Source organism: Streptomyces sp. NPDC039423, assembly GCF_055598725.1.
This window is the reverse complement of the sequence record NZ_JBVKAH010000004.1, coordinates 342967-363038: the sequence shown is the minus strand read 5'-3', so window position 1 is coordinate 363038 and position 20072 is coordinate 342967. Positions and strand designations below refer to the sequence as shown.

Genomic DNA, 20072 nt, shown 5'->3' with positions numbered 1-20072 from the left:
CGACGTCCCCGAAAGGCACACCGTGGCAGAGATCTTCGAGTCGGCAGGCACCGCCCTGCTCTACGGCCTGGTCGGCTTCGTCGTGATGGCGGTCGGCTTCATCGCGCTCGACCTCGTCACCCCCGGCAAGCTCCTCCACGTGGTGTGGACCGAGCGCAACCGGGGCGCCGCCGTCCTCCTCGCCGGCCAGACGCTCGCCATCGGCCTCGTCATCGAGCAGTCCATCCGGGCCAGCGAATCCGAGCTGGGCCTCGCCGAGGGCCTGGTCAGCACCCTGCTGTACGGCCTCGCCGGTGTCGTCGTGATGACGCTGATCTCGGTCATCGTCGGGCTGCTCACCCCTGGGCGCCTGGGCCACGCCGTGCTCGACGACAACGGGACGAGCCCCCACCCCGCCGCCTGGGTCCAGGCCGCCATGTACCTCGGCACGGCCTTCATGGTCGGCGCCGCCGTTTCCTGAACCCGGCATGGGCACCACCGTCCTGGACCGCACCGCCCCGGCCGCCGGACCCCGGCCGCCGGGGCCCCGCGCACGGGGAACGCGCTTCCTGCTGCTGCTCGCGGTGTTCGTCTGCGCGGCCTGCGGCCTGGTCTACGAACTGGCGCTGACGGCCCTCGGCAGCTACCTCATCGGCAACTCCGTGATGCAGACCTCCGTGGTCATCTCCGTCATGGTCTTCGCCATGGGCATCGGGTCCCTCGCGGCCAAGCCGCTGCAAGGGCGCGCGGTCGGCGCCTTCGCCCTCGTCGAGATCCTCCTCGCGCTGGTCGGCGGCCTGTCGGTGCTCATCCTGTACATGGCCTTCGCCTGGCTGCGCCTCTACATGCCCGCCATGGTGGTCGTCTCCTTCGTCGTCGGGCTCCTGGTCGGCGCCGAGATCCCGCTGCTGATGACCCTCCTCCAGCGGATCAGGCGCCAGGAGGCCGGCAGCGCCGTCGCCGACATGTTCGCCGCCGACTACGTCGGCGCGCTGGCCGGCGGCCTGTGCTTCCCCCTGCTGCTCCTGCCGGCCTTCGGCCAGCTCAAGGGCGCGCTGGTGGTGGGCGGCGTCAACGCCGTCGCCGGTGTCGTCGTGGTGCTGTGGATCTTCCGCCGCGAAACCCGCCCGATGGTGCGCAACGGGCTGCTGGCCGGCGCGGGCGGCGTCCTCGCCGTCCTCGCCACGGTGTACGTCCTGGCCGACGACATCGAGGTCACGGCACGCCAGCAGCTCTACCGCGACCCCATCGTGCACGCCGAGACCACGCCGTACCAGGACATCGTGGTCACCCGCTCCACCGCCTTCACCGGGCAGCCCGACACACGGCTGTTCCTCAACGGCGACCTCCAGTTCTCGTCCGTGGACGAGTACCGCTACCACGAGGCGCTGGTCCACCCCGCGCTCGCCGGGAAGCGCTCCTCCGTGCTGATCCTGGGCGGCGGAGACGCGCTGGCCCTCCGGGAGGTTTTGCGCTACGACGACGTGGACACCGTCACCCTCGTCGACCTCGACCCGGCCATGACACGGCTGGCCCGCACCTTCGCCCCGCTGCTCGACCTCAACCGGCACGCGCTGTCCGACCCGCGCGTCACCGTCGTCAACGCCGACGCCTTCAACTGGCTGCGGGACGCCACCCGGCGCTACGACGCCGTCCTCATCGACTTCCCGGACCCGGACACCGCCGCCCTCGCCAAGCTGTACAGCGTCGAGTTCTACCACCTGCTGGGCCGCGTCCTGACCCCCGACAGCCGCGTCATGGTCCAGGGCGGGTCGCCGTTCTTCGCGCCCAAGTCGTACTGGTCCATCGCCGCCACCATCGGGAAGGCCGGCTACGCGACCACCCCCTACCAGGTCGACGTCCCCAGCTTCGGCAACTGGGGCTTCGTCCTCGCCACCCCCGGCGCCGACGGCCCGCCCCCGAAGCTGCGCCTCGCGGCCGACGCCCCGCCGCTGCGCTTCCTCGACGACGACGTCCTCGCGGCCGCCACCGTCTTCCCCGTCGACCGGCGCCCCCAGGACGTCCGCGCCAGCACTCTGATGGACCCGGCGGTGCTGGAGTACACCCGCCACGAGTGGCAGAACTACTGAGCGTGCCCGCCCGTGAGGGCGGCAGGGGTCAGCCGCGGCGGGGGCGCTGGCAGGCCGGGCAGGGCCGGTCGTGGCCCTGGGCGTCGATCACGGTGCCCCATTCGCCGCAGTCGTGGCAGTTCCGGGCCAGGGTGATGTCGATGCGGAGGGCGGGGGCGGGGGCGGGAGCGGTCGGGTCGGCTTCGTGGGCCATGCGGGAAAACTCCTCGTACAACGCGGTATGCGTAAGTTTGCACGATTTGGCATGGTTATGCAATGCCGGTGCGGTGGTGCGGTGGTTCCCGGGCGGAAACGCCGGCGGGGCCGGCCGCGAGGGTGCGGCCGGCCCCGGTGCGGGAGCGGGAGGATCAGTACGGGCCGTTGACGTTGTCGATCGAGCCGTACCGGTCGGCCGCGTAGTTGCAGGCGGCGGTGATGTTGGCGACCGGGTCGTAGAGGTCGGTCGAGGTGCCCGGCACGTGGTAGGCCTCGAAGGTCGGGGCGATCACCTGGAGGAGGCCCTTGGAGGGCGTTCCGGCCAGGGCGTTGGAGTCCCAGTTGTTGATCGCGAGCGGGTTGCCCGAGGACTCGCGCATGATGTTGCGGTGGATGCCCTCGTACGTGCCGGGGATGCCGTGCTGGGCCATGATGTCCAGCGCCTCGCGGATCCAGCCGTCCAGGTTGTCCGGGTAGGACACGGCCTTGGCGGCGGCCGGGGCGGCCTGGCGTACGGCGGACCGGTCGGCGCGCTCGGGGGCGGCGGAGGGGCGCGCGGCCGCGGCCTTGCCGGCGATGGTCAGCTTCAGGCCGGGGCGGATCAGGGACGGGTCGGCACCGATGGCCTTGCGGTTGTCGTCGTAGAGCTTCTTCCAGCCGCCGCTCACCCCCTGCTCCCGCGCGATCTTGGACAGGGAGTCGCCCGCGACGACGGCGTACGTGACGGTGCCGGCCTTCTTGGCGGCGGTCGTGGCGGCCGGCGCGGCGGACACGGCGGTGGTGACCGCGTGCACGGCGCTGGGCGCCGCGCTCGGTGCCGCCTCGGCGGCCGTGGCACCGATCATCGGCAGCGCGAGCGCCGCGCCACCCGTGCCCGCGGCCAGGAGGCGGCGTGCGAGCGGGCTGTTCTTGGCACGACGGTGCTTACCCTTTGCGGGCATGGCGAAATTCCTCTCCGTCGCCTGCGAGGTGAGCTGTCGGGTTCGGACGGGAGATGTCCGGCCGTGGTATTCACCACGACTTCACCCCGAGCCGTTCCGGTGTGATCCGGGCCGGCGGCTTACCTGGGTCCCCCGCTCCTGCCGTTGGTCCGTGAGTGGGTGGGGTTACCGGACGGCGGCAGGATTCGGCGGTCCATCCGGATTGAGGGGACCGTAAGCGAGAGAGGCCGCACGGAACAAGGCTGGAATTCCACACGCGCGGTTACCGCCGTGAAGTGGTGGACCGTCAACTTCGCAGTTCCCATACGGAAATACGGGCATGTGCGAGGGCTCGTGGAGGCAGGGCGCGGTGATGCTTATCACGCGGACCTCGGAAGGGCGACAAGTCGCCTATGTATGGCTGGACATGGGCACATGCCGCGTTACCGGCTTAGAGCCCATCGCGGGGTAAATGGGGCGTAAGGCTGCCGACTGGGCGGGTGATCGCCGGTCACTCGCGAGGAGCGCCGGGCGCGAACCACGGATGGCCGCCCCGATCGACACTCCCGTGGATCCCCGGGAACGAGCGGCATCGGCCCCCTTCCCACATTCACGCCTCGCGAAAGCAAGGCGGAGACGGGCCGAGTCCTGTCGACGGCGTCCGGAGCGGACGCGGCTTCTTTCCTGCGGCGGTCCGGTCGTCCATTGATCCACGCGTACCGGCCGGCCCGTGGTAACGCCGCGATCATTCAGGAATTCGGCGCCGGCGGGAAAGGAGCAAAACGGCCCTCGTCCATTCGGCGGGAATGGATCACTTCACCAGGAGATGTCGTCCAGCATCAGCTCCACCGGCTGCCGGGGCCCCGCGGACGGGGACTGCTCGGTCCACATGACCTTCCCGGTCGGGGTGTACCGGGTGCCCCACCGTTCGGCGAACTGGGAGACCAGGAACAGTCCCCGCCCACCTTCGTCGGTGGTGGCCGCGCGCCGCAGGTGGGGGGAGGTGCTGCTGCCGTCCGACACCTCGCAGACCAGCCGGCGCTCGTACAGCATCCGCACGCGGATGGGCTCCGAGCCGTACCGGATGGCGTTGGTGATCAGCTCACTGAGCATCAGCTCGGTGGTGAACCCGATGTCCTCCAGTCCCCACTGCTCCAGCTTCCGGCCGCACGCGGCCCGGACGCCGGCGACGGCCGCCGGGTCGGCCGGCACGTCCCAGTCGGCGACCCTGGACGGGTCGAGCAGCGTGGTGCGGGCCACCAGCAGGGCGATGTCGTCGCGGCGGTGCGGCGGCAGCATGGCCCGGAACACGGCCTCGCAGGTCTCCTCGGGCGGCCGGCCGGGGTGACCGGACAGCGTCTCGTGCAGCTCCCGCAGACCGATGTCGACGTCCCGCCGCCGGTGCTCGATCAGGCCGTCGGTGTACAGGACGAGCTGGGTGCCCTCGGCGAGCCGGAGCTCGGCCGTCTCGAACGGCAGCCCGCCCAGCCCCAGGGGCGGGAAGACGGGCACCTCGGGGCAGTCCACGGTGCCGTCCGGGCGGATCAGCGCCGGGACGAAGTGCCCGGCGGTGGCCACGCTGCACCCGCCGGTCGCCGGGTCGTAGATCGCGTACAGGCAGGTGGCACCCGTGATGCCCTCCCCGTTGCCGTCCCCGCCCTCCTCCTGGTCGATGCGGGTGACCAGCTCGTCCAGATGGCCCAGCAGTTCGTCGGGCGGCAGGTCCAGCGCGGAGAAGTTGTGCACGGCGGTCCGCAGCCGGCCCATCGTGGCGGCGGCGTGCAGACCGTGGCCCACCACGTCGCCGACCACCAGGGCCACCCGGGCCCCCGGGAGCGGGATGACGTCGAACCAGTCGCCGCCCACCCCCGCCTGCGCGGGCAGGTAGCGGTACGCGATGTCCAGCGCGCTCTGCTCGGGCAGCACCCGCGGCAGCAGGCTCCGCTGGAGGGTGACCGCCATGGTGTGCTCGCGGGTGAAGCGCCGCGCGTTGTCGACGGCCACGGCGGCCCGGGCGGCCACCTCCTCCGCGAAGGCGAGGTCCTCCTCCTCGAACGGCTCGGCACGCTCCGAGCGCCAGAAGTTGGCCATCCCCAGCACCACCCCGCGTGCCTGCAACGGCACCGTGACCAGCGAGTGGATGCCGTACGCGAGGGCCTCGTCGGCCCCGGACGGGTCCTGCGCCCGCCAGCCGTGCGCCACGCTCAGGTCGGCCTCCAGCACCGCGTGCCCGGCCGCCAGCGCCGCCGCCATCGGCGTGGTCGGCACCGCGAACCGGACGAGGTCGCCCACCGGCTGGAGCGGGTGGTCCTCCCGGATCCCGCACACCGCGGTGCGCCGCATCTCGGTGTGCCCGCCCGACGGCTCCTCGCCCCGCAGCACCGGATCCAGCAGCTCCACCGTCACGAAGTCCGCGAACCCCGGGACCGTCACCTCCGACAGCTCCTCGGCGGTGCGTACCACATCCAGCGTCGTCCCGATCCGCACGCCCGCCTCGTACAGCAGCCTCAGCCGCTCCCGCGCGACCTCGGCCATCCCCGACACCGCGCGCAGCTCGGTGGTGTCGCGCAGCGTCGCGACCGTGCCGACCGCCCCGCCGTACGGGGCGGTCGGCCGGGTGTTGACCGCCAGCAGCCGGTCCCCGGCCAGGTGCACCTCGTCGGTCACGGCACGGCCCGAGGCCAGCAGCCCGGCGGTGCTCTCGTCCAGCCCGAGCGCCGTGACGGGGCGCCCCTCCGCGTCCGGCGGCAGCTCCAGGAGCCGGCGCGCCTCGTCGTTGGCCAGGGTCAGCCGGCCGTCGTCCCCGATGATGAGCACCCCTTCGCGCGCCGCGTGCAGAACGGCGTCGTGGTGTTCGTACATCCGGGTCATCTCGGTCGGCCCGAGCCCGTGCGTCTGGCGCCGCAGCCGCCTGCTGACCAGCGCCGAGCTGCCGACCGCCAGCACCAGCGCGGCACCGGCGGAGGCGAAGAGCACCGGGAGGTGCCGGTTGACGGAGTCCCCGACGTTCTCGATGGAGACCCCCGCGCTCACCAGGCCGGCCACCGACCCGTCGGGGGCGGTGACGGGCACGACCGCCCGGGCCGCGTCGTTCGGGGCACCTTCGAAGATCTCGGTGAACGCGGTCCCCGCCGTGGCGCGCTCGACGCCCTCGGCACGGACACCGATCAGCGAGCGTTCGTTGTCGGCGACGCGCGTCCCGTCGGGCCGCATCACGGAGATGAAGTCCACGCCGGAGCCGTTGCGTGCCCGCACCACCGCGGCCTGGAGCGCGGCGGTCGGATCGGCGGACCTCAGCGCATCGATCGTGCCCGGCGCGTCGGCGAAGGACTCGGCGGTGGCGAGCGAACGGTTCTGGGCGTCCTGCTCCCCGTCGTAGCGCGCCTGGAACGCCAGTCCCACCACCGCGGCCGTGATCAGCAGCACCGCCACCAGCACCTGGAGCAGCAGCACCTGACCGGCGACGCTGCGCACGCCCAGCAGGGACCGCATCCCCTCACCGGGCGGCCGTCCGGCCGCGCCGGGACGGGCCCTGCCCCGGGGCCGGTCCGGAGCGTCCGGAGCGTCCGGCGCGCGTCCCGGGACCGGGCGGCCCGACGCCCGCCTGGTCCGTCCGAGACGTCCGCTCATGAACCATTTCTAACACCGCTCCCTCATGCGCAGCGACCCACGGGCGCACGCCCGGCCCCCGTCGCCGTACCGGGAAAGCGGAGCCGGGGTGAACACATCCGCCGCGCCGCCCGTACCTAGGGGCGGACGCGTCCCCCGGCCGCCGTCGGCGACCGGAGTCCGAACCACCAGCAGGAGCAGCGGAGTTGAGTCACAGGCGCATACCCAAGCGAAAAGCCGTCCTGGCGGGAGCCGGGGCGGTCGGCATTGTCGCGGCGGCGATCCTGCTGCCCAACGCCAACGCCTCACAGTCCGGCCCCGCACCGGGGACGGCGACCGCCACGACCATGAGCGCCGCGTCCGCCGCACAGGTGGCCAGGCAACTGGGCCAGTCCCTCGGCGACTCGTACGCCGGGGCCTACTACGACAAGGCCGCGCGCCGGCTCGTCGTCAACGTGGCGGACGGCGACGGCACCGACAAGGCCGCGGTCGAGCGGGCGGGCGCGGTCGCCCGGGACGTGGAGCACAGCACCGGCGAGCTGACGGCGGCGACCCGGACGCTGTCCCGGAAGGCCGGCATCCCCGGGACGGCCTGGGCCCTCGACCCCCGGACGAACCAGGTCCTCGTCACCGCCGACCGCACGGTCACCGGTGAACGCTGGGACAAGCTGGAGTCCACGGTCGCCTCACTGGGCGAGGGCATGGCCCGCATCCAGAAGTCCAAGGGGGAGTTCAAGCCGTTCGTCGACGGCGGTGACGCCATCTTCGGCGGCGGCTCGCGCTGCTCGCTGGGGTTCAACGTGACCACCCAGGACGGCGCCAACGCCTTCCTCACCGCCGGTCACTGCACCGCCGCCTCCCAGCAGTGGGCCGACCAGAACGGCACGCCGCTCGGCTCGGTGCAGGAGAGCGTCTTCCCCGGCCAGGGCGACTTCGGCCTGGTCACGTACGACGACCCCAACGCGGAGGCGCCGAGCGCCGTCGACGTGGGCGGCGGCCGGAAGCTGGAGATCCGGCAGGCGGCCGAGGCGGCGGTCGGGCAGCAGGTCTTCCGGATGGGCAGCACCACGGGGCTGCGGGACGGGCAGGTCACGGGCCTGAACGCCACCGTGAACTACCCCGAGGGCACCGTCACCGGGCTCATCCAGACCAACGTGTGCGCCGAGCCCGGCGACAGCGGCGGCTCCCTCTTCACCCGGGAGGGCGACGCCATCGGCCTCACCTCGGGCGGCAGCGGCAACTGCGACGTGGGCGGTGAGACGTTCTTCCAGCCCGTGACGACCGCCCTCGCCGCGGTCGGCGCCCGCATCGGCAACGGCTGACCGCCGCACCGGTCGCCCGGGCGCCGCGCCCGGTCCCTCCCGGTCCGAACCGCCTCCCGGAGCCCTTGCCGGGCGTCCGGGGGCCTATGGGTACCGCCCCGGGGCCTCCCCCGGACGCCGGTGCGGGCCCATGGGCCGGGCGGCCGGGGGAGGGGCGGGTGCGTACCCGGGCGGTGGGGCCGTCCCTTCCGGCCCGGGGCGAGCCGCGCCCCGCCCGCCCGGGGTCAGGCCCCGGGAATGAGCAGCAGGGGGGTCCGGATCCTGGTGGGGGCCTCGCGGCGGGGTGGTGACGGGCGCCGGGGGGCGCCGCGTGCCACCAGGGCGAGCGCGGCCAGGGCGAGGGCCGTTCCGGCCAGGCCCACGGGCGTCACCGCCCGTCGTGGTCGCCGTCCCATCCCCGTTCCTCCCTCGCTCGGTCCACCGGACAGCGTCCACCCGGCGGGTCCCGCGAGGCGTCCGCGCCGGGCCGGACGGCGCCGGAAACCGCCCGCCCGGCCCAGCGCGTCACCGCCCGGCGTTCCGCCGCCCGGGCGAATCCGGGTGTCCCCGCACCGGCCGGGGCGCCCCATCCAGCAAGGTGAGAGGCATGTCCTCGTACCCCACCGCCGATGTGACGCCGGTCGCCGACCACCCCCCGGCGCTGCCGGGGCCCCGCGCGGGCACCCCGCTGGCAGGGCGGGTGTTCAGCGCCCTCCACGACCGGAAACTGGTCTACAACGCGTGCTGGGAGGACCCGGCGCTCGACCGCGCCGCCCTCGGCATCGGACCCGACGACCATGTCCTGGTCATCACCAGCGGCGGCTGCAACGCCCTGGACTACCTGCTCGCCGGAGCCGGCAGGGTCACCGCCGTCGATGTCAACCCGCGCCAGAACGCCCTGCTGGAACTGAAGGCCGCCGGCGTCCGGCGCCTGTCGCACGACGCGTTCTTCGAACTGTTCGGCACCGGGCGATCGGTACACGCCCACCGGCTCTACCGGGACGCGCTGCGACCGGACCTGTCCCCCTTCGCACAGCGGTTCTGGGACGGGTACATCGAGGCCTTCGCGGGCCGAGGCTGGCGCAACTCCTTCTACTACCGGGGCACGTCCGGCTTCCTCGCCAAGGGCCTGATGCTCTTCCTGCGCCGCTTCCAGGGCCTCGGCCCGGACCTGGACGAGCTGCTGGCCGCGCCCACCCTGGAACGGCAGCGGCACATCTACGAGTCCCGGCTGCGCGACCGGCTCTGGTCGGCGGCGCGGCTCGCCGCACAGCCGGTCGCCCTGAACCTGGCGGGCGTCCCGCCGGAGCAGCGCCGGGAGATCGCCGACGAGTACGCGGGCGGCACCGCCCAGCTCGTGCACGACGGACTGGACGCCATCTTCGGCCGGCTGCCCCTGGCCGACAACTACTTCTGGCGCGCCTACATCACCGGTTCGTACACGGAGACCTGCTGTCCCGAGTATCTGAAGGCCGGCAACTTCGTTCGTCTCCGGGACGCCCTGCCGCGCCTGGACGTGCGCACCGCGACCGTCACCGGGTTCCTCTCCCGGACCGCGCCCCGGCCGGACGTCTCGAAGTTCGTCCTGCTGGACCACATGGACTGGATGGGCTGGCGCGACCAGCCCGGGCTGGCCGAGGAGTGGCAGGCCATCGTGGACGCCGCCCGCCCGGGCGCCCGTGTGATCTATCGCAGCGCCGGACTGACCACCCGCTACCTCGACCCCGTACGCGTCCGCCACGACGGACGCACCCGGCGGCTGACGGACCTGCTCCGGCGTTACCCGGAACTCGCCGCCCGGCTGCACGAGCGGGACAGGGTGCACACCTACGGCAGCTTCCACATCGCCGACCTGCCCTGAGCGAGGAGCATCCATGGGAATCCGGTCCGACCTGCGCACCATCCGCCACATGGCTTTCCCGCGCGTCGCCGGCACCACACCGGCCGAGCGCATGGAGTCCTACTACCGTTCCACGGCCGCCGACTACGACGCCTTTCGCGAACGGCTCCTGCACGGCCGCCGTGAACTGGTCGGCCTGCTTCCCGCCGCGCCTGGCGGCCACCTGGTCGACATGGGCGCCGGCACCGGCAGCAACATCGCCCACCTCGACGAGCGGCGCCGCAAGGAGTACGGGCGCATCACGCTCGTCGACGTCTCCGCCTCGATGCTGGCCGTGGCACGCGACCGCGTCGAACGGTCCGGCTGGGACAACGTGGAGACCGTCCTCGCGAGCGCCACCGACTACCGGCCCCCGGAGGGGCGGGCCGACGTCGTGGTGTTTTCCTACGCGCTGACGATGATGCCCGACTGGTTCACGGCCGTGGACCACGCCCGGGCCATCCTCCGGCCCGGCGGGACCCTCGCCGTCTGCGACTTCTACGTCTCGCGCAAGCAGCCCTCCGGCGGCGTCCGCCACGCCGCGTGGCGGCGGCACCTGTGGCCCGCCTGGTTCAGCCACAACAACGTCTTCCTGTCGCCCGACCATCTGCCCTACCTGTGTGCCCGGTTCACCCCCGTGCACGTGCGCGAACGCCTCTCCCCGGTCCCGTACCTGCCGGCCCGGGTGCCCACCTACCTCTTCACCGGCACCAGGGACTGAGGCGCGGGACGCAGGGCCGGGACCCACCAGTTGGCCCGGCCCAGCAGCGCCATCAGTGCGGGGGCCAGCAGCAGCCGGATCACCGTGGCGTCCACGAACACCGCCACCGCCAGGCCCACCCCCACCACCTTCAGCAGCAGCAGGCCGGACGCCGCGAGCGCCGCCATCACCACGACCACGACCAGCGCGGACGCCGTGAACAGCCCGGCCGTGTGCTGCACGGCACGCGCCACGGCCCGCCGTGTCGGCGCCCCCGCCCCGTGCTCCTCCACGGTCCGCGACAGCAGCAGCACCTCGTAGTCCATCGACAGCCCGAAGGCCACGCACAGCACCAGCACCGGCACCACGGTGTCGGTCACCCCCGTCACCGTGAACCCGCCGAGCCACCCACTCAAGTGCCCCTCCTGGAACACCAGCACCATGACCCCGAAAGTGGCGCTCAGGCTCAGCACGTTCAGGACGAGCGCCTTCAGCGGGAGCACCACACTGCGCGTGCACCACCCCAGCAACAGCAGCGTCACCACCGCGATCAGCGACAGCGCCGGCACCAGCCGTGCCCGGATGGCGTCCGCGAGGTCGGCGAGCCACGCCTGCGTGCCGCCCACCAGCGCCGGCACCGGCGACGAGACCGCCCGTACCGCCCGTACCACCGACACGCCCTCCGCCGTCTCGGGACCGACGTCGGTGACGACCGCCGCCCACGCACCGGCCCCCGAGGCGTAACCGTGCCCGGGCACCGGGGGCGCCACCCGCCGGCCCTCCCGGTACGTCCCGGTGGCCGTCTCCACCCGGGCCACGTGCTCCAGCCGGGCCAGCCGCCGGGCGTAGCCGTCCAGCGCGGCCGCCCCGGCGCGGGCGTCCAGCCCGGGCAGCGCCACCTGCACGGGGTTCAGGGCGTGGTGGTCGAAGTCGCGGCGCACGGTGTCCGTGGCCCGGCGCGTCGCCGAACCGGCGGGCAGCGCCCGGTCGTCGAACGTGCCGAACCGGGCGTCCGTGAACGGCAGCACCAGGGCCGTCAGCAGCGCGCCCAGCACCAGCACCACCGGCACCGGGCGGCGCATCACCGCGTGGGCGAGGCGGTACCAGCGGCCGCCGTCCGGGGTCGTCCACGGCCGGCGGCGGCGCACCGACAGCGCGTCGACACGGGGACCGAGCAGGACGAGCGCCGCCGGCAGCGCGGTGACGGCGAGCAGCGCGCTCAGCGCCACCACCGTGATGCCGCCGTACGCCACCGACCGCAGCATGTCGAGCGGGAACACCAGCAGCGCCGCCAGGCTCCCGATCACCGTCAGCGCGGAGCACACCACCGTGCGGCCCGTGCTGCACACCGTGGCCACCAGCGCCTGGTGCGCGGCCTCGCCCGGATCGGGCTCGTCGCGGTACCGCGCCCGCTCCTCGCGGTACCGGGCCATCATGAACAGGCTGAAGTCCACCGCCAGCGCGAACCCCAGCGCCGTGGTCAGGTTCAGCGCGATCACCGACACCGTCGTGAGCTGGGACAGTCCGGTCAGGAACGCGACCGCCCCCACCACCGCGCACAGGCCCACCAGCAGCGCCAGGCCGGCCGCGACCACACCTCCGAAGACGCCCACGAGCACGGCGGCGGTCAGCGGCGCGGCGAGCAGCTCGGTGCGCCGGAGGTCCAGCCGGCTCTGCCGCTCGATCGCCAGCCCCACCGGCGTGGCCCCCGTCGCGCCCACCGCCAGCGGCCCGTGGCGGCCCGTCAGCTCGCGCAGCAGCGGCTCCACGTCCCTGTGCGCCGTCGCCTCACCGCTCGCCACCCGCAGCAGCACCAGGGCCGAGCGCCCGTCACGGCCGCGCAGCGCGGCGGGACGGCCCGGCCAGTACGAGCGGACCTCCACCACCTTCGGCAGCCGGCGCGCCCGCTCGGCCAGCCGCGTCCCCGCGGCCACCGACGCCGGGTCGTCCACCGAACCGCCGGGGCCGGCCGTCGCCACCAGGGTGACCGTGGGGCTGCCGCTGCGGAACGCGGTGGAGAGCGTGTGCTCCGCCCGCGCCCACTCGGCGCCCGGTGCCGTCGTACCGCCGTGGTAGAGGTTCTCGTTCACCCCCACGGCGGTGACCGCCGCGACCAGCAGCGCGCAGCCGGTCAGCACCAGGGTGCGGACGGGGAAGCGCAGGACCAGACCGGCGAGGGCGCCCAGCGGGTCGGCGGGCAGGAGCCTGAGGTTCCGTTTCACGATCCCGGACCGCACATGTTCTCCTGACGCCTTCGCCCCGGAGCCGTCACCCCGGCCGGACTCGGACTCCCCAACCTCCCACACCGGTCTCCGGCGCGGCCGCCGCGACCCGGGGGGTGTACTCGGACGGCGGAAGCGCCCGCCGGGCCCGCACCCGCCGTTGCCCCACCGGCCCTCAGAGGTCGGTGCGCCCTCTACCGCCCGGCCCGGCGACCGGAGGGGACCTCCCGCCACCGCCCGGCCCGGAGACCGGAGGGGACCGCCCTCCACCGCCCGGCCCGGAGACCGGACGGGACCGCCCTCCACCGCCCGCCCCGGCGACCGGGTAACCCTTTCGCGGTCTTGTGGGGCGGCCCGGACCGGGACAAGGTGAACCCGTCCCGTCGTCCCCTCCCGATCGGAGCGACCGTGGCCCCCTTCCCGCTGCCCCACCACCTGACCGGTGACGGACCCCATCGCGTCCTCGCCGTCCACGGCTGGCTCGCCGACCGCACCGCCTACGCCCCCGTCCTGCCCGACCTCGACCGGACGGCCTTCACCTACGCGCTGGTCGACCTGCGCGGCTACGGGGAGGCCAAGGACGCCCCCGGCGCGTACACCACCCGGGAGGCGGCCGAGGACCTGCTGGCCCTCGCGGACCGGCTCGGCTGGGACCGGTTCTCGGTCGTCGGCCACTCCATGGGCGGCAGTGTCGCCCAGCGCGTCCTGGCCGCCGCGCCCGGCCGCGTCCGCCGGCTGGTCGGTATCTCCCCGGTCCCCGCCGGGGGACTGCTGATGCCGCCCGAGCAGTGGGACCTGTTCGCCGGCGCCGCCGACGCCCCCGCCAACCGCCGCGCCATCATCGACGCCACCACCGGCGGCAACCGCCCCGACGCCTGGCTCGACCGGATGGTGGCCCGCTCCCTGGACCGCAGCGACGCCAAGGCGTTCCGGGCCTGGCTCGACTCCTGGGCCCGCGAGGACTTCCACACCGAGGTGGCCGGGAACGACGTCCCCGCCCTCGCCGTCGTCGGCTCGCTCGACCCGGCGCTCGGCGCCGAGCTGATGCGCCGCACCTGGCTGCGCTGTTACCCCAAGGGCCGGGTCACCGAGCTGCCCCGCGCCGGCCACTACGCCATGGACGAGACGCCCCTCGAACTCGTCCGGGTCGTCGAGGACTTCCTCCGCGCGGACGGCCCCGCGTGACCGTCCCGCCCCGGGCGGTGCCCGACGTGTTCGACCCCCGGCTGTACGCGCGCGGCATCCCGCACGACGCCTACCGGGAGCTGCGCGACCACCATCCGGTGGCCCGGCAGGACGAGTACGAGGTGCTCGGCTGGCCCGCCGGGCCCGGCTTCTGGGCGGTGACCCGGCACCGCGACGTCGTACACATCCTCAAGGACACCCGCCGCTACTCCTCCTGGCTGGGCGCCACGCAGATCCGCGACCCCGACCCGGCCGACCTGCCCTTCATCCGGCGCATGATGCTCAACCAGGACCCGCCCGGCCACGGCAGGCTGCGCCGTCCGGTGAGCCGCGCCTTCACCCCCGGGCGGGTCGCCCGCTTCGAGGCCGACGTCCGCCGCCGGGCCCGCGCGCTGCTCACCGCCGCGCACACCACCGCGCGGGACGGCGACGGCACCGTCGACGCCGTGCGCGCCGTCACCGACGAGTACGCCCTGCTCAACCTCACCGACCTGCTCGGCGTGCCGCGCGGCGACCGGGGCCTGCTGCTCGGCTGGACCGAGCGCGTGATCGCCTACCAGGACCCCGACGAGCCACCGGTGCTCGGCCCCGACGGCACACCCGTCAACCCGCGCTCACCCGCCATGCTGGAGGAGATGTTCGGCTACGCCCGGGACCTCGCGGCCCACAAGCGCGCCCGTCCCGGGGACGACGTCCTCACCTCGCTCGCCCACGCCGACCTGTCCGACGGCGAACTGGAGATGTCCTTCTTCCTGCTCACCGTCGCCGGGAACGACACGGTCCGCAGCGCCGCCCCCGGCGGGCTGCTCACGCTCGCCGCCCACCCGGACGCCCAGCACGGGCTGCGCGCGGGGGAGTTCTCCATCGGCACCGCCGTCGAGGAACTGCTGCGGGTCCACCCGCCCGTCCTGCACATCCGCCGCACGGCGGCCGAGGACCACGTCCTGCGCGGCCGACGGGTGCGCCGGGGGGACAAGGTCGTGGTCTTCCACGCCTCCGCCAACCACGACGAGCGGGTCTTCCCGCAGCCGCACCGGCTGGACCTGGCCCGTTCGCCGAACCCGCACGTGTCGTTCGGCGACGGGCCGCATGTGTGCCTGGGCGCCCACTTCGCCCGGCTCCAGCTACGGGTGTTCCACGAGGAGGTGCTGCGGGTCCTGCCGCCGTACGAACCGGGCCCGCCGCCGCGGCGGCTGGTCTCCCACTTCATCAACGGCCTGAAGTCACTGCCCCTTCGCCTTCTCGGCTGACACCAGCACGCCCACCTTGTCGATGCGGTGCTCCGGGTTGCCCTTGGCGTCCCGCCAGAAGTTCCCGTCGGCGTTGTCCTCGGGCGTCGCGCAGGTGGAGAGGGTGATCATCGCCTTGACCGGCCGCTCGCCGGGCCGGCCGGGCACGGCGGCGCGCTGCTCGGCGAGGGAGCGCTCCGAGCGGAACGACGTCTTCCGGGTCCCGGTGATCCGGTACTCGTACACGGTGCCGCCCGAGGTGACGAACACCGACGCGCCCACCCGGAGCTCCGGCAGGTCCCGCAGCGGACCACCGGCGGACAGCCGGTGCGCGGTGACCAGGTAGTTCCCGACCTCGCCGGGCCCCACGCCGCCGTGCGGGCCGTACGGGCCGGCGGCCACGCCCCGGTTCTGGATCCGGGTCCCGGGCCAGTCGTCGGTCGTCCCCTCGTACGGCACGACCCGCAGGTTCTCGACGCCGATCGCCGGAACGGCCAGCACGGCGGCCTCGGAGCGGGCCGGGTCGTCGGGGGACGGCTCGGGGGAGGGCGCGACGGGCGGTGCCGCCCGGGGCGTCCCGGGCGCCGGCCCGCCGACGGGCGCCACCGGGGTCGAGGCCGCCGTCGCCGTCGCCGCCGCCGTCACCGGAGCCGTCGCCGAGGCGGAGCCGGGGGCCGGGCCGGCCGGCCGCTCGGCCGCTCCGCTGCCCGTGGCGGCACAGCCGACGAGCGCGACGACGAGGGCGCCGGTGAGCGCGGCGGAAGCGGTACGGGCGCTGTGCATGGGGCTCCGGATCGATAGCCGGGACAGGGCGGGCCACACCAACGTAAACCGGACACGTGTTCCCTGAACAGCCCCGTCGGCGAATCGTGGGCACGCCGTGACCCCGCCCTCACTCCGTGCCACCGGCCCAGCACGGGCGGTCCGGGCTCAGCCCGTGCCGCGCGGGGTGCGGCGGGCGGCCCGGCGGCGCTTGATCGCCCGCCGCTCGTCCTCGGTCGTGGCGCCCCAGACGCCCGCCTCCTGCCCGGACTCCAGCGCCCACTCCAGGCACGGTTCCCGCACCGGGCAGCGGCGGCACACCGTCTTGGCGTCCTCCGCCTGGAGGACCGCCGGACCGGTGTTCCCGATCGGGAAGAAGAGGTCGGGGTCCTCGTCGCGGCACACCGCCTGCTGGCGCCAGTCACTCATGAAACTCTCCCAATCCGTCGAACGGTTCGTCCCATGCGGGTCGCCGCGAGGAGGGGAGTCGAAACAGATCATCACAGAACGGACTCATTCGCCGCACAGTCGCAGCCTCTTGGGCGTGGTGGCGGCCGGCTCCGGCAGGCGCAGCCCGTCCCTCCCCGGCGTCAGTGAACCGAGGAGGCTCGCGTGCCGGGCGCCGGTGCACGAGGGCACCGTCCCCGGCAGCCCACGGACCGTCAGGAACCCCAGGACCGCGAAGGCGTACGCCTCCTTGGCGGCCGACGGCAGCCCCAGCTCGTCCGACCCGCGCAGCGGCACGCCGCCGAGTTCCCCGCCCAGCATGCCCATCAGCACCGGGTTGCGGGTGCCGCCGCCGGACGCGACGACCTCCGTCGCCCCCACCGAGCGCACCGCGTCCGCCACCGTCCGGGCGGTGAGCCGGGTGAGCGTCGCGACCACGTCCTCGGCGGGCAGCCGCTCGAACCCCGCCAGGGCCGCCCGCAGGTACGGCAGGTGGAACCGTTCCTTGCCGGTCGTCCGGGGCGGCGGCTGCGCGTAGTACGGGTCCTCCAGCAGCCGCCGCAGCAGCGCCCGGTCGACCCGGCCGCGGGCGGCGAGGGCGCCGTCCTCGTCGTACCCGAGCGCACCGCCGGTGAAGTGGCGCACGGCCGCGTCGACCAGGGCGTTGGCGGGCCCGGTGTCGAACGCGACCGGGGACCCGGCCCCGGCGGCCACCGTGATGTTGGCGATGCCGCCCAGGTTGAGGGCCACCGGCACGCCGGGCCGGTCGCGCAGCCACAGCACGTCCACGACGCTCACCAGCGGCGCGCCCTGCCCGCCGGCGGCGACGTCACGGGCCCGGAGGTCCGACACGACGGGACGGCCCGTCGCCTCCGCGATCCAGGCCGGCCGGCCGAGCTGGAGGGTGCCGTGCACCGTCCCGTCCGCCACCCAGTGGTACACGGTCTGTCCGTGGGAGACGACGAGGTCGGCGCGCCCGTCGCACAGCTCCTCGTCGGCCCGTACGGCGAGCGTCGCGAAGGCCCGCCCGATCAGGGTGTCGAGCCGGCACACGTCCTCCATGGTGGTGGCGGCCGGGGGCAGCGCCGCGGCCAGCGCGTCCCGCACCCCGGCGGGGTACGGGGCGCTCACCATGCCCAGCGGCGTCAGCAGCAGGGTGTCGTCCTCCAGCGACAGGTCGGCGGCGGCCGCGTCGACGGCGTCGTACGACGTGCCCGACATCATCCCGATGACCCGCATCCCGCTCCGTCCCCGGTCAGCCGCGCAGCGCGCGGCGGTGGTCGTCGCCCCGCAGCGTGGCCAGGGCGAGGGCGCTGACGGCGCACGAGGCGGCCACGTAGTACGCGGGCACGTCGGCATCGCCGGTCCTCCTGACCGCCTCGGTCACGATCAGGCCCGCGCAGCCGGAGAACACCGCGTTGGACAGGGCGTACGCCAGCCCCAGCCCGGTGTACCGGACGCGGGTGGGGAACATCTCCGCCAGCATCGCCGGCCCGGGCCCCGCCATCAGACCGACCACCATCCCGGCCCCGCACACGGCGAGGCCCTTGACGGCCGGCGGCACGCCCGGGTCCTGCAACAGGTCCAGCAGCGGGAACGCCGCCACGGCGGCCACCACCGCGCCCGACACCATCACCGGGCGCCGCCCCACCCGGTCGCTCAGCGCGCCCGCCGGGAGGATCACGGCGGCGAAGCCCGCGTTGGCCAGGACCGCGGCGGTCAGCGCCTGCCGGAACGAGGCGTCCAGCACGTTCTGGAGGTACGACGGCATGACGACGAGGAAGGTGTAGCCGGCCGCCGACCAGCCCATCAGTCGCCCGGCGCCCAGCGCGACGGCCCGCACCGCCTCCCCCGCGGACGCCCGGGGCGCGGGCGCGGCGGCGGCCGGGGCGTCGTGCCGGTGCCGGAACGGCGGCGTCTCCTCCAGCCGCAGCCGCAGCCACAGGGCGGCCAGCCCCATCGGCAGCGTCAGCAGGAACGGCACGCGCCAGCCCCACGCGGCGAGCTGCGCCCCGGTGAGCACCGTGCCCAGCAGGGCCGCCACCCCGGCGCCGCCGAGCAGGCCGAGCGCCACCGTGAACGACTGCCAGGCCCCGTACAGACCGCGCCGGCCCGGCGGGGCGAACTCCGTCATCAGTGCCACGGCGCCCCCGAACTCGCCGCCCGCCGACAGGCCCTGGACGACCCGCAGCAGCGTCAGCAGCCACGGCGCCGCCGCGCCGATCGTGGCGTACGAGGGCAGCACGCCGATCAGGGTGGTCGCGGCCGTCATCAGCAGCACCGCCAGGATCAGCGTGGGGCGCCGGCCCACGCGGTCACCCAGGCGGCCGAACAGGGCGGCGCCCAGCGGCCGGAAGAAGAAGGCCAGCGCGAACGACGCGTACGTCCGCACCAGCGCCTCCGCCGCGCTCCCGCCCTCGGGGGTGAAGAACGTGGCGGCGACGAGGGTGGCGAACCAGCCGTAGACGCCGAACTCGTACCACTCGATGAAGTTGCCCACCGAGCCCGCCACCAGCGCCCTGCGGGAGCGCGGCGGCCCGGGGCGTCCGGTGCTCCCGGCGGGGCCCTCGGCCTCCTCCGCGGGGCCGTGCACGGAGGTCGTCATGCGGTGCCCTTCCGGAGGCGTCGACTCACGTCATCGGTTCCCTCCCGGGGGCGTCGAGGAAACGGTCCAGCAGGGCGTCGAGGCCGGCGGCGAGCACCTCCTCGCCCGCCCGTTCGGCCAGCGCGGGCGCGGTGGCGCGCAGATGGGGAAGTTCCCGTACGGGCATGAGGTGCAGGCCCATCCGGATGGCCGGTTCCGGCTCGTCGGGGTCGTCCACCACGGCGGTCAGCTCCACCAGCACGAACCCGAAGGCCCACGCCGTCACCGCCCGGTAGGCCAGCTCCGTGCGGTGGTCGTCGGCCCCCGCCCGGACCAGCAGGCCCAGGACGTGCTCCTGCACCCGCAGCACCGCCCGCGGCCGGCGGGCCAGCGGCACGGCGAGCATCCGGGTGGCGAACAGCGGAACCACGTGCGGGTGGCGCAGCGACAACCGGTGGACCTCCCGCACCGTGCGGTGCAGCTCCTCGCGCCACTCCCCGCCGTTCATACCGGTCCGCTCGCCGGCCGCGGGAACCCCCAGGGCGTCCATGAGCTCCCGGAAGACCGCTTCCACGAGCCCGTCCAGCAGCGCGTCCTTGCCCGGCGCGTACCGGTAGAGGGCCATCGCCTCCACCCCCAGCTCCGCCGCGAGCCGCCGCATGCTCAGGCTCGACAGGCCCTCCCGGTCGACCAGCCGGAGCGCCGTGGCCAGCACCAGGTCCCGGGTCAGCCGGCCGCGCCGGCGTCCCGTCCTTCCGGAGCCTGCCTCTGTGGGCATCCCTTGACCCTCTTCATAAATCGGAGGAAGGTGTACATATACGCTGTAAATATATATCTTTTCGGGCGTCATCGATATCCCCCGGCAGGTCACCGTGGAGCCGATCACACGTCTCGGGAACTGGCTTCGGCCGAACACCGGAGGGGGGCCGCACAACGGGCCCGGACCGGTCAGCGGCAGGCCGCCCGTCTC

General features: G+C 74.3%; 17 protein-coding genes and 1 riboswitch. Of the genes, 7 read left to right on the top strand and 10 right to left on the bottom strand.

Annotated elements, in window-relative coordinates; all coding sequences use genetic code 11:
* Positions 1 to 22: 22 nt before the first annotated feature.
* Both ACZ7LK_RS15805 and ACZ7LK_RS15800 read left to right on the top strand, forming a co-directional pair.
* On the top strand, positions 23 to 460 hold the full coding sequence (locus ACZ7LK_RS15805; RefSeq protein ID WP_469463346.1) for a DUF350 domain-containing protein: 438 nt from the start codon (positions 23 to 25) through the stop codon (positions 458 to 460).
* A gap of 7 nt (positions 461 to 467) precedes the next feature.
* Positions 468 to 2069: a polyamine aminopropyltransferase gene (locus tag ACZ7LK_RS15800; RefSeq protein ID WP_392273556.1), complete on the top strand. Its 1602-nt coding sequence runs from the start codon at positions 468 to 470 to the stop codon at positions 2067 to 2069.
* A 28-nt stretch (positions 2070 to 2097) separates the two neighbouring features.
* Here the strand turns inward: ACZ7LK_RS15800 and ACZ7LK_RS15795 are convergent, their stop codons facing one another.
* The 3 genes from ACZ7LK_RS15795 to ACZ7LK_RS15785 all read right to left on the bottom strand — a co-directional run bounded on the left by ACZ7LK_RS15795 (position 2098) and on the right by ACZ7LK_RS15785 (position 6814).
* Positions 2098 to 2262 carry a hypothetical protein gene (locus ACZ7LK_RS15795; RefSeq protein ID WP_392273557.1) on the bottom strand — a complete coding sequence of 55 codons (165 nt, stop codon included), beginning with the start codon at positions 2260 to 2262 and terminating at the stop codon, positions 2098 to 2100.
* Positions 2263 to 2416: 154 nt separating this feature from the next.
* Positions 2417 to 3205, bottom strand: a complete 789-nt coding sequence (locus ACZ7LK_RS15790) for a LysM peptidoglycan-binding domain-containing protein (RefSeq protein WP_392273558.1) — start codon at positions 3203 to 3205, stop codon at positions 2417 to 2419.
* Between the two features lie 3 nt (positions 3206 to 3208).
* Positions 3209 to 3377: riboswitch (cyclic di-AMP (ydaO/yuaA leader) on the bottom strand.
* A gap of 623 nt (positions 3378 to 4000) precedes the next feature.
* Positions 4001 to 6814 (bottom strand): SpoIIE family protein phosphatase, encoded by a 2814-nt coding sequence (locus tag ACZ7LK_RS15785; protein ID WP_471141137.1) that lies wholly within the window; start codon positions 6812 to 6814, stop codon positions 4001 to 4003.
* 185 nt (positions 6815 to 6999) lie between these two features.
* Between ACZ7LK_RS15785 and ACZ7LK_RS15780 the strand changes: the two genes are divergently transcribed.
* On the top strand, positions 7000 to 8115 hold the full coding sequence (locus tag ACZ7LK_RS15780; RefSeq protein ID WP_392273560.1) for a S1 family peptidase: 1116 nt from the start codon (positions 7000 to 7002) through the stop codon (positions 8113 to 8115).
* A 224-nt stretch (positions 8116 to 8339) separates the two neighbouring features.
* Here ACZ7LK_RS15780 and ACZ7LK_RS15775 read toward each other — a convergent pair whose 3' ends face one another.
* Positions 8340 to 8510 (bottom strand): hypothetical protein, encoded by a 171-nt coding sequence (locus ACZ7LK_RS15775; RefSeq protein WP_392273561.1) that lies wholly within the window; start codon positions 8508 to 8510, stop codon positions 8340 to 8342.
* 191 nt (positions 8511 to 8701) lie between these two features.
* Here ACZ7LK_RS15775 and ACZ7LK_RS15770 point away from each other — a divergent pair, with 191 nt between their 5' ends.
* Positions 8702 to 9955, top strand: coding sequence for a BtaA family protein (locus tag ACZ7LK_RS15770; RefSeq protein ID WP_471141133.1), 1254 nt, complete (start codon positions 8702 to 8704; stop codon positions 9953 to 9955).
* A 13-nt stretch (positions 9956 to 9968) separates the two neighbouring features.
* The gene (locus ACZ7LK_RS15765) at positions 9969 to 10694 is read left to right on the top strand and encodes a class I SAM-dependent methyltransferase (protein WP_392273563.1); all 726 of its coding nucleotides are present in this window, start codon (positions 9969 to 9971) and stop codon (positions 10692 to 10694) included.
* Here the strand turns inward: ACZ7LK_RS15765 and ACZ7LK_RS15760 are convergent.
* On the bottom strand, positions 10667 to 12895 hold the full coding sequence (locus ACZ7LK_RS15760) for an MMPL family transporter (RefSeq protein ID WP_471141130.1): 2229 nt from the start codon (positions 12893 to 12895) through the stop codon (positions 10667 to 10669). The two genes, ACZ7LK_RS15765 and ACZ7LK_RS15760, sit on opposite strands and share 28 nt — an antisense overlap.
* A 408-nt stretch (positions 12896 to 13303) precedes the next feature.
* Between ACZ7LK_RS15760 and ACZ7LK_RS15755 the strand changes: the two genes are divergently transcribed.
* Together ACZ7LK_RS15755 and ACZ7LK_RS15750 are read left to right on the top strand one after the other, a co-directional pair.
* A complete protein-coding gene (locus tag ACZ7LK_RS15755) occupies positions 13304 to 14080 on the top strand; it encodes an alpha/beta fold hydrolase (RefSeq protein ID WP_392273565.1) in 777 nt (258 codons plus the stop codon).
* Positions 14077 to 15330 carry a cytochrome P450 gene (locus tag ACZ7LK_RS15750; protein WP_471141126.1) on the top strand — a complete coding sequence of 418 codons (1254 nt, stop codon included), beginning with the start codon at positions 14077 to 14079 and terminating at the stop codon, positions 15328 to 15330. The genes ACZ7LK_RS15755 and ACZ7LK_RS15750 overlap by 4 nt, the downstream gene beginning before the upstream one ends.
* Here the strand turns inward: ACZ7LK_RS15750 and ACZ7LK_RS15745 are convergent.
* The 5 genes from ACZ7LK_RS15745 to ACZ7LK_RS15725 all read right to left on the bottom strand — a co-directional run bounded on the left by ACZ7LK_RS15745 (position 15304) and on the right by ACZ7LK_RS15725 (position 19880).
* Positions 15304 to 16092 carry a class E sortase gene (locus tag ACZ7LK_RS15745; RefSeq protein WP_471141123.1) on the bottom strand — a complete coding sequence of 263 codons (789 nt, stop codon included), beginning with the start codon at positions 16090 to 16092 and terminating at the stop codon, positions 15304 to 15306. The two genes, ACZ7LK_RS15750 and ACZ7LK_RS15745, sit on opposite strands and share 27 nt — an antisense overlap.
* 147 nt (positions 16093 to 16239) lie before the next feature.
* Positions 16240 to 16500, bottom strand: coding sequence for a WhiB family transcriptional regulator (locus ACZ7LK_RS15740; RefSeq protein ID WP_392273568.1), 261 nt, complete (start codon positions 16498 to 16500; stop codon positions 16240 to 16242).
* 84 nt (positions 16501 to 16584) lie between these two features.
* On the bottom strand, positions 16585 to 17757 hold the full coding sequence (locus ACZ7LK_RS15735) for an anhydro-N-acetylmuramic acid kinase (RefSeq protein ID WP_471141119.1): 1173 nt from the start codon (positions 17755 to 17757) through the stop codon (positions 16585 to 16587).
* Positions 17758 to 17773: 16 nt separating this feature from the next.
* Positions 17774 to 19123 carry an MFS transporter gene (locus tag ACZ7LK_RS15730; RefSeq protein ID WP_392273570.1) on the bottom strand — a complete coding sequence of 450 codons (1350 nt, stop codon included), beginning with the start codon at positions 19121 to 19123 and terminating at the stop codon, positions 17774 to 17776.
* Positions 19124 to 19148: 25 nt separating this feature from the next.
* The gene (locus ACZ7LK_RS15725; protein ID WP_471141115.1) at positions 19149 to 19880 is read right to left on the bottom strand and encodes a TetR/AcrR family transcriptional regulator; all 732 of its coding nucleotides are present in this window, start codon (positions 19878 to 19880) and stop codon (positions 19149 to 19151) included.
* Positions 19881 to 20072: the final 192 nt, after the last annotated feature.